Source organism: Brevundimonas sp. CEF1, from assembly GCF_051353055.1.
GTDB lineage: Bacteria > Pseudomonadota > Alphaproteobacteria > Caulobacterales > Caulobacteraceae > Brevundimonas.
In genome coordinates, this window is sequence record NZ_CP195593.1 from 2165994 (window position 1) to 2181989 (window position 15996).

A 15996-nucleotide genomic window follows, 5' to 3' on the forward strand; every position below is an offset into this window, starting at 1 on the left:
CGCCGCCAGCCTTTGCGCGACCGGATCAAGCCGTTAGGGTCCAGTCTCCGCGCGCCCTCGCCGCGTATCCGGCGAATAGTGAACGAGATCGACGCCCCATGAAGTCCAGCCATCGGCCGCCGCTCAACCTGACCGACCCGGAACCGGGCGAAGGTCTCGAAGAGTCCGCCCCCATCGTCGGCGCGGACGACGAACGCCTGAACGAGACGCCCGTCGAATTCGACGCTGAACTTTCGCTGCCGCCCGCGCCTGAAAAGCCGATGTCCGAGCGCCGCCGCCGTCGCCTGCTGGAAGAACAGCGCCTGGCCGATGAGCGCGCCGCCGCCCTGCTCCAGGCCGAACACGCGCCCGACCTGCCGCCCCTGGCCGTGTCCGCCGACGCGCCCCCCGCCGTGGTCGAGGACGCCCCGCCGCCGGCTTCCCTTGCTTCTCGCCGCGCACCCGCGCTGAAATCCGGCGGCAACGCCTATCTGATCGCCGGTCTGGCCTCGGCCCTGTGGATTGGCGGCGTCGCCTCCTGGTTCGCCTATGAGTTCGGATCGGGCGCGGTCCAACTGGAGCCTCTGCGTCTGGCCGTTTACGCCCTGATCGCCCTGGCCCCGGCTGGCCTGGCCATCATGCTGGCGCACGCCGTGCGTCAGGGCGCCAGCCTGGCGCAGGAAACCCGCCGCGCCCGCGACATGGCCGAAGCCCTGGTCGGCCCGACCGCCCTGGCGGCGCACCAGACTGGACAGGTGCTGACCAGCCTGCGCGGCGACATCGATCAGGCCGCCCTGGCCGCCGAGCGCGCCCGCAACGACATGGCCCTGCTGCGCGAGGCCCTGGCCCAGGAAACCGTTCGTCTGAATGAAGCCGCCGAGAGCGCGGGCCGCACCGCCCGTCGCCTGACCGATCAACTGGGCCGCGAGCGCGAGCAGATGGGCGCCCTCGGCGTGCAACTGGACAGTCAGGCAACCGGCGTCGTCGACGCCGTCGAGCGCCAGTCGCGGATGGTGGTGGACGCCTCCGACCTGGCCCAGACCCAACTGCGCGAGGCCGAAGCCGCTCTGGCCGCCCGCGCCGCCGATCTGGCCGCCGCCGCCAGCGAGGCCCAGGACGCCGCCCGCGCCGCCGCCGACGACCTGGCCCGCCAGACCCTGCGTCTGGAAACCGCCGGCTCTGGCGTCGCCGAACAGATCCAGTCGGTCGAGGAAGGCCTGAGCCAGCAGCGCGCCTCGCTGGTCACCGCCGCCTACGCCCTGCGCACCGACCAGGAAGACTTCTCGGCCCAGATCGAGAGTCAGCGCGCCCAGTTCACCGAGCAGTTGTCCCTGACCCGCAGCGCCGCCGGCGAATTGAACCAGACGACGGGCGACATCAGCGACGCCCTGAAGGCCCAGGTCGAGGCCGTGACCGATCAGTTCCGCGCCCTGGTGGACCTGTCGCAACGCGAGGCCGACGGTTTCGACCACGCCACCAAGCTGGCGCTGGACCGCTTCGAGGCCCTGGCCGCCGAGGCCCGCGATCTGCTGGTCGAGGAGACCCGTCGCGCCCTGTCGGCCCTGCAGGCCACCGCCGAGGAACAGCGCGCCGCCGCCGCCGCCGCCATCGAACAGGCCCAGATCCGCGCCGACCGCCTGGGCGAATCCCTGTTCGACGCCGCCCAGAAGGCCGATGAAGCCGCCGAGGCCCGCATCGACGGCGCGCGCAAGATCGTCAATCAGACCGCCGACATGGTCGACCTGACCGGCGAGAAGGTCGTTGAGCGGCTGGAAGGCACCCTGGAACGCATGACCGCCGCCTTGAGCCAGGTCGAACACGCCGTGGCCGAAATGGACGCGCGCGCCGATCGCCTGCCCCAGGAGGCCGCCGCCCGTGTGGACGCCGTGCGCGCTTCGGTCGAGCACGGCCTGGCCGCCCTGTCCGCCGCCTCGAAAAAGGCCGCCGAGGACACCGAGGCCCTGGAGTCCGGCTTCCAGGATCGCGTGCGCCGCAACTACGAAATGCTGACCGAGGCCGTCCGCGTCATGGGCGTGGTCTCGGGCGACACGCCCGCCAGCCGCCGCCGCGAGCCCCTGTTGAGCGCCGCCGCGCCCGAGACGCCGCGCTACAAACCGCGCGCCGTTGAACCCAGGCCTGGGCCCAAGCCGGAACCCAAGCCCGCGGACGACCGCGGCTTCGGACTGCGCGGACGCCTGAGGCTGGAGCCGACCGAGGATGCGCCGCCCCCGCCCGCCAAGGACGAGCCGCTGGACTGGAACGACCTGGGCGAGACGGTCGAGGGCCACGAAGCGCCGCTGGAACTGGACGCCCCCGTGCCCGTCTCTGTGGCCGCGCCCGTGGACGCCGCCGCCCTGGCCAACCGCGTCACGGCCGCCATCCGCCGCATGGGGGTCGATCCCAACGCCCTGCTGCCGCGCGCCCGCATCGAGGAAGCCGCCCGCGCCCTGGCGCTGCAGGAACCGGACCGCGCCCGCCAGATCGTGCGCCGCGTCGCGCCCGCCGCCGTGCGCAGCGTCTCCCGCCGCATTCTGGCCGACGCCGACCTGCGCGCCGACGCGGACGCCTATGTCCGCGCCTTCGGGGTGGAAATGCAGGATCATGCGCGTCGGGGCGACGCCCATGACGTCCAGGCCCGTCTGGCCACGGACGAAGGCCGCGCCTTCATGCTGCTGGACGCCGCCATCGGCGATCTGGGCTAAGGCCTGCCGCAAAGCTGTCGTATTTCATCCCGGCGGGCTTGACCTTCCGCCGGGTTTGACCGCACCGTTCCGGCCGCCGTCGCGTTAGTGTCACACAGGGTGGATTCCTTGCAGGATATGGAAACCGGGCCTCGCCCCGATCGACGTCCCGCCATCGCCATCTGCGCCTGGGACCCGAACTTCACCGCCTGGGACCCGGTCGAGGACCTGTCCGGCGATCCGTGGAACCCCGTCGGCGCCCGCACCCTGCCTGTGCCGGGCTCAAGCTCGACCGAGACCCTGGCCGCGCAACTCAGCGCCATGATCGCCAGCGGAGAATGCGGGGCGCTATTGTTGGTCGGCCGCACCGCCCACCCCGGCGCCTTCCGTCTTCAAATGCGGGCGGAGAACCGCTGTCTCGACCGCAGCGACCGGCTGGACCACACTGGACCCGGCGTCGTGCGCGCCACCGCCCCCACCGCCGAAATCGTGCGCGACCTGGCTGCCGGGGGACTGAACGCCCTGGCCGCCTCGGACGCCGAGGAGGATGCGGGCAGCTATATCCTGTATCGCATCCTGAACGACCTGCCGGACGGCGCGGCTTCTCCCGCCATCGGCCTGATCCGCGCGCCATCCGACGCGCCCGACGCCAAGGTGCAGGCGGCGGTCAAGACGGCGGCCTCGGTCATTGCGCGCCACCTGGCGCCCCTGCCCCGCTCCAGCGCCGCATGACCCTCTAGGCCTACCCCTCTAGGCCTGGGCGTTCGACAGCCGCGACTGCAGAACCAACCCCGCCAACCCGCCGGCGCACGCCAAGCCGGCCATCGCCAGATAGCCCTTGAGCCCGAAGGCGTCATATAGCGGGCCCGAAGCCGCCGTCGCCAATCCGATCAGCACTCCGGCCGACACCACGGAACTCAGCGTCTGGGCCGCTGTGTGATTATCCGGCGGCGATAGGCGTTCGACGATCTGGACCCCCGCCAGATATGTGGCGGCGAAACTCAGCGCATGCAGGGTCTGCAAGGGCCACAGCGCCCACAGCGGCGGCGCGAACGCCATCAGGGTCCAGCGCACCACCGCCGCGCTGGCCCCAACCGACAGCATCAGCCACGGCCCGATCCCCATGCGCCGCCGCCACGGTTCGACCACCCACATGAAGGCGATCTCGACCACGACGGAAAAGGCCCACAAAAGGCCGGTCACGCTCTCGGGGATGCCCTGCGCCTTCCAGGCGATGGCCGAGAAGCCATAGTAGAAGGCGTGGGCCGCCTGCACTGCACCGACGGCGAAGATAGCGGTCATGAAGACCGGATCGACCACCAGCCGTCCCAGGCCCTTGAAACGCTCGAGCCCAGGCATGCGGGGACCGTCGGTGACCGACTCGCTCGGCAGGACACGCCAGGCCGTCACGGCGATCAGCAGCGCCGCCGTGCCGATCCAGACAATGATGGCGTCGGGCGAAGCCCGCGTCAGCAGCGCTCCCATGCCCACGTTCGCCACCACGAAGGCCGCCGAGCCGCAGCCGCGCGGCAGCGAGAAATCAAAGCCGGCGCGTTTGGCCACCCGCAGCGTCATGACGTCGCTGAGCGGGATCAGCGCCGCCGCCGCCGTGGCCCCGACGAACCAGCAGACGGCCCAGGCGGCGAACCCCTGAACCAGACCCGCCCCGCCATAACCCAGCGCCATGGCCAGCCCCAGCAGGGCGATCGGCGTGCGCCTGTATTGGAACCCGTCCGCCCAAACCGCCAGCAGCGGCCCGGTGACGACCCGCCCCAGCATGGGAATGGCCAGAAGGGCGCCGATCTCGGCCCCGCTCACCCCCTGCGCGCGAAACCACAGTCCCGCGAACGGCAGCGTTACCCCGCTGGCGCCGAACAGCAGGACGTATTGCAGGGCCATGCGGGGGGCGGATTTCATCGCCGTTGCGATAGCAGACTCCCGCAAAGTTGTAGTCTAGACATTAGGCCATGAGACTCGATCGCAACCTGCTCGTCTTCGCCGCCTTCAATGGGGCCATGGCCGTCGCGCTAGGCGCCTTCGCCGCCCACGGCGCCAGTCCCTCGGTCAAGAGCCTGCTGACCACCGGCGCCCAGTATCAGATGGTCCACGCCGTCCTGGCCGTGGCCTGCGCCATATGGTCGAGCGGCGGCAAGGTCGCGCGGATCGCCGGCTGGCTGGCCGCCGGCGGGGGACTGATCTTCTGCCTGGCCCTGGCCATGATCGGCCTGTTGAGCCTGCCCGTCATGGGCGCCGTCGCCCCGGTCGGCGGAACCCTGATGATCGCCGGTTGGATCGTGCTGGCTGTCGCCGCGTTCCGCTCACACATCGTCAACGCCTGAGCGGCCAATCTGAAAACCTCCATTTCCTGACATGGCATTTCCTGTGACCGACACCCTGCGCCGCGACCTCTACCCCGAGTTGGAAGCCTATGCCTCGGGCTGGATGCAAACCGACAGCATCCATGAGATCTACTACGAGGAAAGCGGCAACCCGCACGGCGTGCCGGTCATCGTCCTGCACGGCGGCCCCGGTGGGGCGGTCAATCCCGGGATGCGCCGCTACTTCGATCCGGCTAAGTATCGCATCGTCATGTTCGACCAGCGCGGCTGCGGCCTGTCGCGGCCCAACGCCTCGCTGGAAAACAACACCACCTGGGATCTGGTGGCCGACATCGAGCGCCTGCGTGAAATGCTGGGCATCGACAAGTGGGTCGTCTTTGGCGGGTCGTGGGGTTCGACCCTGTCGATGACCTACGCCATCAAGCACCCGGATCGCTGTCTGGCCCTGATCCTGCGCGGCATCTTCCTGCTGACCCGGAAAGAGTTGCACTGGTTCTATCAGGACGGCGCCTCGATGATCTTCCCCGACGCCTGGGAGCGTTTCCTGGCCCCCATCCCCGAAGCGGAACGCGGCGACCTGATGACCGCCTACAACAAGCGCCTGCTGGGCGATGACATCGAGGAGCGCAATCGCTGCGCCGTGGCCTGGTCCACCTGGGAGGGCGAGACGGTCAGCGTCCAGGGTCCCTCAGGCAAGCCGGACAAGTTCGCCGATCCCGAGTTCGCCGTGGCCTTCGCCCGGATCGAGAACTGGTATTTCACCAACGGCGGCTTCTTCGACAGCGAGAACTGGATTCTCGAGAACATCGAGACCATTCGTCATATCCCCTGCTGGATCGCCCAGGGCCGCTTTGACGTGGTGACGCCGATCTCGGGCGCCTGGGCCCTGCATCGCGCCTGGCCCGAGGCCAAGCTGGACATCGTCGGGGACGCCGGCCACGCCTCCAGCGAGCCCGGCATCATCGACAGCCTGATCAAGGGCACGGACTGGGCGGCGACTTTGTAAGCCCGTCATCCCGGCCCAGCGGCGAAGCCGCGCCGAGCCGGGACCGCCCAAGGCGCCGACGCTTCCTGCGGTCCCGGATAACGGCTACGCCGTTTCCGGGATGACGGACAGGTTCAGGCGCCCGCTGGCGAAGGATTGGTCTTCATCACCATTTCGTTGAGCTGGAAGCCGATGCGGCGCGCCTCGCGCTCCTCCGGCTTCTTGATCGCGGCCAGGACGACGTTGATCTGGGTGTAGTGCTGGATCAGGCGCACCGGCTTGCCGTCGGCGTTGCGGCCGAAGAAGATGATCAGGTCCGGCCCCCAGAAGCCGACATCGACGATCTGCATCGTCCCCTCGCCAGGCAGACCGACCACGCGGGCGCCGATCTCCTCATCCTTGTCCAGCTTGGCCTCGAACTCCTCGATCAGCTTGGACAGGCGGACGAAGGCCCATTCGGCGGGGTTGTTGCGCATGCGCACCCCCTCGGTCAGGGCCGCCGCCTCGTTCTTGGGGTCGGTCATGACCGGCTGCGGACAGGGCGTGTCGCCGCAGTCCGAAAACATGGCGGGATCGGCCTTGGGAACAGGATCGGGGGAAACGGCGGCGGGTTCAGGCGCTTTGTCGGTCATGAACTCAGCCTAACGCCTGAAACCGCAATCAGAACAGTCCCTGCCCCTTCGGCAGTTCGACATAGCGGTGCACATGGGTCGACAGGATCAGGCCGAAGCCGATCATCACCGTCATCATGGTCGAGCCGCCATAGGACAGCAGCGGCATCGGCACGCCGACGACCGGCGCCAGACCCATGACCATGGCCCCGTTAATCAGGACGAACAGGGCCAGGAAGGCCGTCATGCCCGCCGCGCTGATGCGGCCGAAATGGCTGTGCGACAGGGCCGCGATCCGCAGCGAGATCAGGATCAGGGCCGTGTAGCAGGCCAGGACGGTGAAGGAGCCGACGAAGCCGAACTCTTCGGACACGGTCGAGAAGATGAAGTCGGTGTGGCGTTCCGGCAGGAACTCCAACTGGCTCTGACTGCCCAGGCCATAGCCCTTGCCCAGCAGACCGCCCGAACCGAGCGCGATCTTGGACTGGATGATGTTGTAGCCGGTGCCCGAAGGATCAGCCTCGGGGTTGAGGAAGGTCAGGACGCGGTTGCGCTGATAGTCGTGCATGACGAACATGACGAAGGGCGGGATCACCGCCACGGCGGCGGCGGCGGCGGCGGCGATCACCCGCCAGCTCAGACCGGCCATGAACATGACGGCGGCCCCGGTCAGGCCGATGATCATGGCCGAACCCAGGTCAGGCTGCTTGGCCACCAGCAGGAAGGGCACGCCGATCATGCCCAAGGGGAAGAGCAGCTTCCACGACCAGCGCGCGTCCTGAGCCGAGTGGCCGTGATACCAACGGGCCAGCGCCAGAACGAGACCGATCTTCATGAACTCGGCCGGCTGGATGCGGATAAAGCCCAGGTTCAGCCAGTTCTTGGCGCCCCCGGCCACATAGCCCATGGGCGTGAACTCGATCAGCAGCACCATGAACAGCAACAGGCCGTAAACCGGATAGGCGGCGTGAAACCACCACTTGGGATGGACCATGGCCAGGCCGATCATGGCCACCAGCAGCACGCCGAAGCGCAGCAGGTGCTTCCACGCCCAAGGCGACCAACTGCCGCCCGCGATGGAATAGAGCATGGCCGTGCCGATGCCGGCCAGGACGCACAACAGGCCGATGACGCGCCAGTCCAGCTCGGCCAGCTTGCTGGAAATCCGGTCGCGTTCGCCGGGACGGGTCAGGGCGGAGGCGGTCACTGGGTAGGCTCCGGCGGAGGCGCGGTGACGTCGACTGCGGGCGTTTCAAGGGGCAGAGCATCGACGGGCTCGCCGCGCGCCTCGGCCTCGCGGGCGCCGGCGTCCTCGGGAGCCTCGAACCCGGCCTGTTCAATGCGGGCGCGGATCTCGGGGTCCTTCAGCAGGGCGACCTTCATCACTTCACGGGCGCGCGGGGCGCCGGCCGTGCCGCCGCCCAGGCCGCCGTGCTGAACGATCACCGACACCGCATAGCGCGGATTGTCGGTCGGGGCATAGGCGATGAAGAGGTTGTGGTCCTTCTGGGCCCAGGGGCGGCCCGCGCCCTTGCGCGACCCGGCGCCATAGTTCTGGGCCTGGGCCGTGCCGGTCTTGCCCGCCATGCGAACGGCGCCGAGGCCCAGTTGGCTGTTGCGGAAGCCGGTGCCGCCGATGTCGGTCACCGCCTCCATGCCGTCGCGCAGCACCTTCAACAGGGCGGGATCAAACGGCAGGTCGGCGAAGGCCGTGCCGGAGGTCTGTTCCACGCCGCCGATCGACTTGATCAGGCGCGGCGTCACCGCCTTCTGTCCGTTGGCGATGCGGGCCGTATAGACCGCCAATTGCAGCGCATTGACGTTCAGGGCGCCCTGACCGATGCCGTAGCTGGGCGTTTCGCCGGGATACCACTTGCCGTCGCCGCGCACCGGGTTCCGCCGACGCCATTCGCGGTCCGGGACCAGACCCGTTTTCTGCCCCGTCAGGCCGATGTCGAAGCTCTGGCCAAAGCCCATTTCCCGCGCCGTTTCGGCGATGGCGTCCGGCCCGAACTCGGTCGCGATGGTCATGAAATAGACGTTGCAAGAAGCCTTGATGGCGCCGCGCAGGTCCAACGCCCCGTGCCGCCCCAGGCAGGCGAAGCGCCGCCCCAGGAAAAAGCTGCCGTTGCAGACCACGCGCCGGTTGGGGTCCCAGCCCCGCTTCATGGCCGCCAAGCCCACGACCGGCTTGAAGGTCGAGCCCGGCGCGAAGGTGCCGCCCAGCGCCTTGTCCAGCAGCGGGCGGCGCTCATAGTCGGCCAGGGCGCGATAGACCTTGGACGGGACGCCCGAGACGAACAGGTTGGGATCGAACGACGGCGACGACACCATGGCCAGGATGTCGCCGTTGCGCACGTCCATGACGACGCAGCTGCCGGCTTCCTCGCCAAAAACCTCCAGCGCGCGGTTCTGGACGTCGTTGTCCAGAGTCAGCATGACCTCGGAGCCCTGGATGGGGGCCTTGGACCCCGCCGCATCCTCGGCCACGACCCGGCCCCGCACATCGACCTCAACCCGCTTGCCGCCGGCCTCGCCGCGCAGATCGGTGTCCAGCGCCTTTTCGATGCCCTGACGACCGATGCGGAAACCGGGGTTGAACAGGATGGAGGGCGGCTGCTCGCCCTTGTCGCGGATCGCCTTGACGTCGCGATCCGACACCTTGGCCACATAGCCGATCACATGGGCGTAGGCCCCGGCGAAGGGATAATAACGAGCCTCGTTCATGTCGGCCATGACGCCCGGCAGTTCGGCGGCGTGCAGATTGACCTTGGAGAACTCCTCCCAGGTCAGGTCGCTCTTGACCGGAACCGGCGAGAAGCGCGGCGCCGCGTTGACCTCACGGATGATGGTGCGACGACGCTCCAGCGTGTCCGGCAGCAGTTGGCCCAGCAGGTCCAGCGTCTGGTCCAGGTCCTTGGTCTCGTCCCGGACCACCAGGACCCGGAAACTGGGCCGGTTGCCGGCGATGGTGACGCCGTTGCGATCCTTGATCAGGCCGCGTGGCGGCGGGACTAGACGGAAGTTGAACTGGTTGTTGGTGGCCAGAGTGGCGTATTCCTCGGCCTTGACGATCTGCAGCTGCGCCAGCCGCCCGACCAGGGCCACGGTCCCCAGCGCCATCCCGCCGCCCAGCAGGAAGGTGCGCCGCAGGAAGGAGCCCTGCCGCTCATTGACGTCCGAGAAGAAGATATGGGGTTCGCTGCTCATCGGAACCGCACGTCGGCGTCGTCAAAACGCTGGATCAGCCAGTCGGCCAGAGGGAAAAGAAGCAGCGTCGGCACGACCTGACCCAGAACGGCGAGGATGCTCGGCGCATTCCCCAGGCTCAAGGTAGTGATCATGTAGGCCAGGAAGAAGGCGAAGCCCGTCGAGGCGACGTAGAGGGCGAACAGCACAATGGTCGCCTGCCCCGCCAGGAAGTTCGAGGCCAGCAGGATTGCGCCATAGACAGCCAGCAGGCTGAGCGGCCACAGCCCCAGGGTCCCGCCCCAGAACAGGTCCAGAAACAGACCCAGGCCGAACAGCACCAAGGGCGCCAGCATGGACGGCCGGATCAGCGGCCAGGCGAAGGCCAGAACGATCGGCAGAACCGGCTCGGGCAGGTTCAGGCCGAACAGCCGGAAGGGAATGGCCAGCAGCACCGTCACCAAGATCGCGGTCAGGGCCGGATAGACGATCCATTGCAGCGGGCCGACGACGCGGACCGTGATCGCCCGTCTCACTCTGCGGCTCCAGCAGGCGTGGGCTCGACATCAGGCGCCGGGGCGACAGGCTGCGGCGACGGGACTGCGGGTCGAGGGGCTGCGGCTCGAGGGGCGGCGGGACGCGGTTGAGGTGTCGCCGGACGGGCGGCGGCCGGGCGAGCCGCGGTCGCTGTCGGCGTTCGGGCTGAGACGGCGGTCGTTGCGGCCGGTGCGGTGACCGGCGCGGGCGGCGGCGCGGCGTTGGCGGCGCGCACCCGCTCCGCAGTCGCAGCCGCCGCAGCGGCGCGGCGAGTCGCCACATCCTGAATGGCGGCGGCCTGGGCCGGGGTGGGCGGCGGCGCGGCGGCCAGGCTGGCCAGCGGCGCCGCGTTCAGGGCGTTCTGATCGGCCAGTTGGCTGAAGTCTTGGAACAGCAGAACGCGGACATAATCTATAGCGCTGCGGTCGCTGAACAGCTTGACGCGCCAGGTCCCGTCGACGCCCTTGGCGGCCACGCCGATGGGCAGGCCGCGCGGGAAACCGCCGCCGTCGCCCGAGGTCATGATGCGGTCGCCTTCCTGCACAGATCCAGCGCCGCGGATATAGTCCAGACGCGGGCTGCCGCTGCCATCGCCGGTCAGCATGGCGCGGGCGTCGGTGCGCTCCACCAGGACCGGGGTGCGCGAGGCCACATCGGTCAGCAGCAACATCCGGCTGTTGCCCGCTGACGCGCCCATGATGCGACCGACCAGGCCGTGCTCGCTCAGCACCGGGTTACCGACGCGAATGCCCTTGGCGGCGCCGATATTCAACAGGCGCGAACGGGCGAAGGGACCGCGCGCGTCGGTGATGGCCAGGCCCGTCACCATGGGAATGGGCGGCTCAGTCTTGACGCCCAGCATCTGCTCGTAGCGGCCGTTGACGTTCTTCAGCGCCAGGGCATCGTCGCGCCAGGCGTTCAATTCGACGATCTCGGCGCGCAGGCGACGGTTCTCCGACACCGCGAAGAAGTAGCCCTTGACGTAGTCGACAGCGTTCCCGGTCCAGCGGACAGGCGCGGACAGAACCCCGCCGACCGGCGCGGCGCCGGCTTCAAAACCAGCCCTGGCCGGCGCGTAGCCATTGGCGTTGCGAGACTGGCGGCTGTCGCCAAGCAGAAGCATGACCGCGCCGATGATGCCGACGATGACCACGACCGCGGCCGTCCAGGCCAGCGGCACCTTGATGTTCTCGAACGGTCCGTCGCGAAACGCCACGGCCAGCCTTCCTACCTAGAGATCCGGGACCGGCGAGCCTCGCTCGTCGGCGGTGAGAGCCTATCGCAAAAACCGATTCCCGAAGAACGCGGCCCTTACGACAGGCTGTTCAGCCTCAGAGCGAGGACTCGAGGACGCCCTTCATCCACGACGGGTGCTCCAGCACCTTGCCGCAGCCGATGGCGACGCAGGACAGGGGATCGTCAGCGACCTGAACCGGCAGACCGGTATGGTCGCGGATCTCGACGTCCAGGCCGCGCAGCAGGGCGCCGCCGCCCGTCAGCATGATGCCCTTGTCGGCGATGTCGGCGGCCAGTTCCGGCGGCGTGGCTTCCAGGGCGACCTTCACGGCCTCGACGATCTGCGAGACCGGCTCAGCCAGGGCCTCGGCGGCCTGGCGCTCGCTCATCTTCACTTCGCGCGGCACGCCCTGCATCAGGTCGCGGCCCTTGACCTCGATCGACAGGCCTTCGCCGTCGGCCGGGACGCGGGCGGTGCCGATGTCCTTCTTGATGCGCTCGGCGGTCGTTTCACCGATCAGCAGGTTATGGTTGCGGCGCATGTAGCTGATGATGGCGTCGTCCATCATGTCGCCGCCGACGCGGACCGAACGCGAATAGACGATGCCCGACAGCGACAGGACGGCGACCTCGGTCGTGCCGCCGCCGATGTCGACGACCATCGAACCGGTCGGCTCGTGGATCGGCAGACCGGCGCCGATCGCGGCGGCCATGGGCTCGTCGATCAGGCCGACGCGGCGGGCCGAGGCGTTCAGGCAGGAATCATTGATGGCGCGGCGTTCGACGGCCGTGGCGCCCGAGGGGACGCAGACGATCATCTTGGGGTTCACGAAGCCCTTGCGGTTATGAACCTTGCGGATGAAGTGCTTGATCATCTCTTCGGCGACCTCGAAGTCGGCGATGACCCCGTCGCGCATCGGACGGATGGCTTCCATGTGGCCGGGCGTGCGGCCCAGCATCTGCTTGGCTTCCAGGCCGACGGCGTGGACGATCTTGCGGCCGCCGACGTTGCGCAGGGCGACGACCGAAGGCTCGTTCAGGACGATGCCCTTGCCGCGCATGTAGATCAGGGTGTTGGCCGTCCCCAGATCCATTGCGATGTCATTGGAGATCATGCCGAAGAGGGGAGAAAGCATGGGCGTCGGTTACCGCTTGTTCGGGCCTGCTAGGGCGTGAGTCTTGTTCGTCCGCTTGGCGACGCCCCTGCCCCGCGCACCCATGTGCGCCGAACCATCCTGATCGTCCTCGCCTGGCCGACTACAGGCCCGTTTGCCCTCATGCCGCGTCGATTGCAAGCGCCTATGACTCGTCGATCACAGCCTTGTCACGGCAAGGCTTGAAAGCCCATCCGCTCAAGCTTTCCGGCCCCGCTTGCGGGTGAAGACGTCAGATCGCCGACAGCCCCTCGAGCGCGAGCGCTCGTTGAACGGCGGGACGTGATTGCACCCGGTCCAGATGCGCGTTCAGACCGGGGAAGCGGGCCTTGTCCAACAGGTCGGCCTGACGCGCCCAGCGGGTGAAGACCATCAGGTATCCGTCCGTGACCGAATGATCCGCCCCCAGCGCCCAGGGACCGACCAGCAGATGCTGCTCGGCCAGATCATACTTGGCCAGAGCTTGCTCCAGCGCCTCGTCTCGGGCCGCGCCCTCCAGCGGCGGACGCGAGAACAGCACCTTGCCGATGGCGGGATGCAGGGACGAGGCCAGCCAGGCGTTGAAGGCCTGCATCCGGGCGAAGGCGTAGGCCTGGGTCGGCGCCAGGCCGGCTTGTGGATGGGTCTGGGCCACATAGGCCAGTATGGCGACGTTCTGGGTGATGACGCCCTGCTCGGTCGCCAGAGCCGGGGTCACGCCCGCCGGATTGATCGCCAGATACTCCGGCGTTCGCTGCTCGCCCTGCCGCAGGTCGATCTTCTGGAGGTCGTAGTCGGCGCCCGTCTCTTCCAGGGCGATGTGCGAGGCCATGGCGCAGGCGCCGGGCGAATAATAGAGCTTCAGCATTGTCGTCTCCGGTTCAATCCAGGTCTGAAATTCGCGCCGCTTCGCGACGTTTGACCACTTCGCGCACGGCCATCATCAGCGCCAGCCAGACTACGGCCACCCCGGCCAGGATCAATGAGGTCCAGACCCCGTCGCCGGACACCGCCGCCATGAAGGAGCCGCCAAAGAAGGCGACCAGGGCGGTCTTGGGCAGGACGCCCAGGGCGCACCCGGCCAGGAACCCCGGAAACGAGGCCCTGACCGCGCCAAAAGCCATGTTGACGACGATAAAGGGCGCCGAAGGCACGTTCCTGATGATGAAGCTGGCCGAAAAGGCGTTGCGGCCGACAAAGCGCTGCAAGCGTTCCGCCGCCCCGCCGCCGAACCGCTCCAACGCCCGCGCCGTGGGACCACGCCCCAGCCAATAGGTGACCGCCGCCGAGACTACCGTGGCGATCCAGCTGTAGAGGAAGCCGAACCACGGCCCGAAGGCCACCACGCAGGCGGCGATCAGGATGAACTGGGGAATGCCGACAAAGGCCGAGACGGTGAAGACCACGATGGCGGCGACCAGTCCCCACGGCCCGACCCGGTAACCGGCCAGCCAGGCCTCCAGCTTCTCTTCCGCGCCCAGGGTGAAATGACTTTTGCCGAAGGCGAACAGGGCGATGATTCCCCCGAGCAGCAGCAGGCTGACCAGCAGGGTCCGCCACCGCTGGGCCTCCATATTCAGCAGGAAATCGACGATCCGCCGCATTAATTTCGCCCAAATCGCCTTTTGATCGTCCGCAAGGCGCACAAACGTTGTGCGCCCGCGCCGGGTTGCGTATCAAGCCTCGCCTCCCCGGCTCTCTTCACATCCTCCAGACGGGATAGACATGTCCAGCCTTCAGTCCGCCTCCCTCGCCCGCGTCAAGCCTTCGGCCACCCTGGCCGTGACCGCTCAGGCGCGTGAGCTGAAACGTCAGGGCCGCGACGTCATCGGCCTGGGCGCCGGCGAGCCGGACTTCGACACCCCGGACAACATCAAGGCCGCCGCCATCGAGGCCATCAAGCGCGGCGAGACGAAATACACCGACGCCGACGGCATGCCTGAGCTGAAGGCGGCCATCGTCGCCAAGTTCGCGCGCGAAAACGGCCTGACCTACGAAACCAATCAGATCCACGTCGCCTCGGGCGGCAAGCCGGTGATCTACAACGCCTTCGTGGCCACGCTGAACCCCGGCGACGAGGTCATCGTGCCGGCGCCCTACTGGGTGTCCTACCCCGACATGGTGCTGCTGGCCGGTGGCGAGCCGGTCACCGTGATCGGCGAGGAAGCCGACGGCTTCAAGCTGCGCCCTGAGGTTCTGGACGCCGCCATCACGCCCAAGACCAAGTGGCTGATCCTCAACTCGCCGTCGAACCCGACCGGGGCCGCCTATACCCGCGCCGAGCTGGAAGCCCTGGCCGTAGTGCTGCGCAAGCACCCGCAGGTCTGGATCCTGACCGACGACATGTACGAGCACCTCGTCTATGGCGGCTTCGACTACGTCACCATCGCCCAGGTCGCGCCGGACCTCTATGACCGCACCCTGACCTGCAACGGCGTGTCCAAGGCCTATGCCATGACCGGCTGGCGCATCGGCTATGCGGGCGGCCCCAAGCCCCTGATCGACCTGATGCGCAAGGTGGCCAGCCAGACGACGTCCAACCCCTCGTCCATCAGCCAGTGGGCCGCCGTCGAGGCCCTGAACGGCCCGCAGGACTTCCTGGCCGAACGCTCGGCCGCCTTCGAGAAGCGTCGGGACCTGGTCGTGTCGATGCTGAACCAGGCGACGGGCATCCGCTGCCCCACGCCGGAAGGCGCCTTCTACGTCTATCCCTCGATCGAGGGCGTGATCGGCAAGACGACCGAAACGGGCGTGGTCATCACCGACGACGAGGTCTTCACCGCCGAACTGCTGAACGCCGAGGGCGTGGCCGTGGTTCAGGGCGCCGCCTTCGGCCTCAGCCCCTATTTCCGCATCAGCTACGCCACTTCAGAGGCCGTGCTGGAAGAAGGCTGCCGCCGCATCCAGAAGTTCTGCGCCTCGCTGAAGTAAGAACCGCCTAGAGCGGCGCCGGCGGAATGTTCAACGTCGGCGCCGTCTTCAGGATGAAGGATAGGCACCATTCCGTCGCCCGCTGCGAGTTGTCGTGATCGCCGTCGGCGGTGCGCGTCAGCAGACAGGCCGCATCGACGCGATGCTCGCTGGAAGGCCCGGCGTAAAGCACCAGGCCCGCGCCCGGCCCCGTCGCCCGACGATAGGCCATCTTCAGGGCGCCGGATTTCTTGAGATTGAAGGCCTCCGCCTCGCCTCCGCCCAGCAGATCGCGGACCTGGGCGTCGGCGTCGCCGGGCGCCAGTCGGAACAGCTCCGCCTTCAGGGCGTCGCCCGGCTCCGACGTCATGGTGAATCGCGGCGCATCCTGAGGGA

General features: G+C 68.3%; 15 protein-coding genes. 5 read left to right on the forward strand and 10 right to left on the reverse strand.

Features of this window, described 5'->3' with window-relative positions; genetic code table 11:
• Positions 1-98: 98 nt before the first annotated feature.
• Together ACR9FL_RS11170 and ACR9FL_RS11175 are read left to right on the forward strand one after the other, a co-directional pair.
• Complete coding sequence (locus ACR9FL_RS11170) at positions 99-2681, forward strand: tipN (RefSeq protein ID WP_436355627.1); 2583 nt, start codon at positions 99-101, stop codon at positions 2679-2681.
• A 117-nt stretch (positions 2682-2798) separates the two neighbouring features.
• Complete coding sequence (locus ACR9FL_RS11175; protein WP_436358145.1) at positions 2799-3392, forward strand: hypothetical protein; 594 nt, start codon at positions 2799-2801, stop codon at positions 3390-3392.
• A gap of 18 nt (positions 3393-3410) precedes the next feature.
• On the opposite strand, the gene ACR9FL_RS11180 is transcribed toward ACR9FL_RS11175, so the two are convergent.
• On the reverse strand, positions 3411-4577 hold the full coding sequence (locus ACR9FL_RS11180; RefSeq protein WP_436355628.1) for an MFS transporter: 1167 nt from the start codon (positions 4575-4577) through the stop codon (positions 3411-3413).
• A 50-nt stretch (positions 4578-4627) separates the two neighbouring features.
• Here ACR9FL_RS11180 and ACR9FL_RS11185 point away from each other — a divergent pair, with 50 nt between their 5' ends.
• Together ACR9FL_RS11185 and pip are read left to right on the forward strand one after the other, a co-directional pair.
• On the forward strand, positions 4628-4999 hold the full coding sequence (locus ACR9FL_RS11185; RefSeq protein ID WP_296175459.1) for a DUF423 domain-containing protein: 372 nt from the start codon (positions 4628-4630) through the stop codon (positions 4997-4999).
• A 31-nt stretch (positions 5000-5030) separates the two neighbouring features.
• A complete protein-coding gene (gene pip, locus ACR9FL_RS11190; protein WP_436355629.1) occupies positions 5031-6005 on the forward strand; it encodes a prolyl aminopeptidase in 975 nt (324 codons plus the stop codon).
• A 113-nt stretch (positions 6006-6118) separates the two neighbouring features.
• On the opposite strand, the gene ACR9FL_RS11195 is transcribed toward pip, so the two are convergent.
• The 8 genes from ACR9FL_RS11195 to ACR9FL_RS11230 all read right to left on the reverse strand — a co-directional run bounded on the left by ACR9FL_RS11195 (position 6119) and on the right by ACR9FL_RS11230 (position 14294).
• Positions 6119-6616, reverse strand: a complete 498-nt coding sequence (locus tag ACR9FL_RS11195; protein WP_436355630.1) for a DUF6173 family protein — start codon at positions 6614-6616, stop codon at positions 6119-6121.
• A gap of 28 nt (positions 6617-6644) precedes the next feature.
• On the reverse strand, positions 6645-7802 hold the full coding sequence (rodA, locus tag ACR9FL_RS11200; RefSeq protein WP_436355631.1) for a rod shape-determining protein RodA: 1158 nt from the start codon (positions 7800-7802) through the stop codon (positions 6645-6647).
• Positions 7799-9805: a penicillin-binding protein 2 gene (gene mrdA, locus ACR9FL_RS11205; RefSeq protein WP_436355632.1), complete on the reverse strand. Its 2007-nt coding sequence runs from the start codon at positions 9803-9805 to the stop codon at positions 7799-7801. The genes rodA and mrdA overlap by 4 nt, the downstream gene beginning before the upstream one ends.
• Positions 9802-10320 carry a hypothetical protein gene (locus tag ACR9FL_RS11210; protein ID WP_436355633.1) on the reverse strand — a complete coding sequence of 173 codons (519 nt, stop codon included), beginning with the start codon at positions 10318-10320 and terminating at the stop codon, positions 9802-9804. The genes mrdA and ACR9FL_RS11210 overlap by 4 nt, the downstream gene beginning before the upstream one ends.
• A complete protein-coding gene (gene mreC / locus ACR9FL_RS11215) occupies positions 10317-11537 on the reverse strand; it encodes a rod shape-determining protein MreC (RefSeq protein WP_436355634.1) in 1221 nt (406 codons plus the stop codon). Before mreC ends, ACR9FL_RS11210 begins: the two co-directional genes overlap by 4 nt.
• 115 nt (positions 11538-11652) lie before the next feature.
• Positions 11653-12693, reverse strand: a complete 1041-nt coding sequence (locus tag ACR9FL_RS11220; protein WP_105563262.1) for a rod shape-determining protein — start codon at positions 12691-12693, stop codon at positions 11653-11655.
• Between the two features lie 250 nt (positions 12694-12943).
• A complete protein-coding gene (locus ACR9FL_RS11225; RefSeq protein ID WP_436355635.1) occupies positions 12944-13558 on the reverse strand; it encodes a glutathione S-transferase family protein in 615 nt (204 codons plus the stop codon).
• 13 nt (positions 13559-13571) lie between these two features.
• Positions 13572-14294 carry a TVP38/TMEM64 family protein gene (locus ACR9FL_RS11230; protein ID WP_436355636.1) on the reverse strand — a complete coding sequence of 241 codons (723 nt, stop codon included), beginning with the start codon at positions 14292-14294 and terminating at the stop codon, positions 13572-13574.
• A 121-nt stretch (positions 14295-14415) separates the two neighbouring features.
• Between ACR9FL_RS11230 and ACR9FL_RS11235 the strand changes: the two genes are divergently transcribed.
• On the forward strand, positions 14416-15621 hold the full coding sequence (locus tag ACR9FL_RS11235) for a pyridoxal phosphate-dependent aminotransferase (protein WP_436355637.1): 1206 nt from the start codon (positions 14416-14418) through the stop codon (positions 15619-15621).
• A 7-nt stretch (positions 15622-15628) separates the two neighbouring features.
• Here ACR9FL_RS11235 and ACR9FL_RS11240 read toward each other — a convergent pair whose 3' ends face one another.
• Positions 15629-15970, reverse strand: coding sequence for a hypothetical protein (locus tag ACR9FL_RS11240; RefSeq protein ID WP_436355638.1), 342 nt, complete (start codon positions 15968-15970; stop codon positions 15629-15631).
• Positions 15971-15996 lie beyond the last annotated feature (26 nt).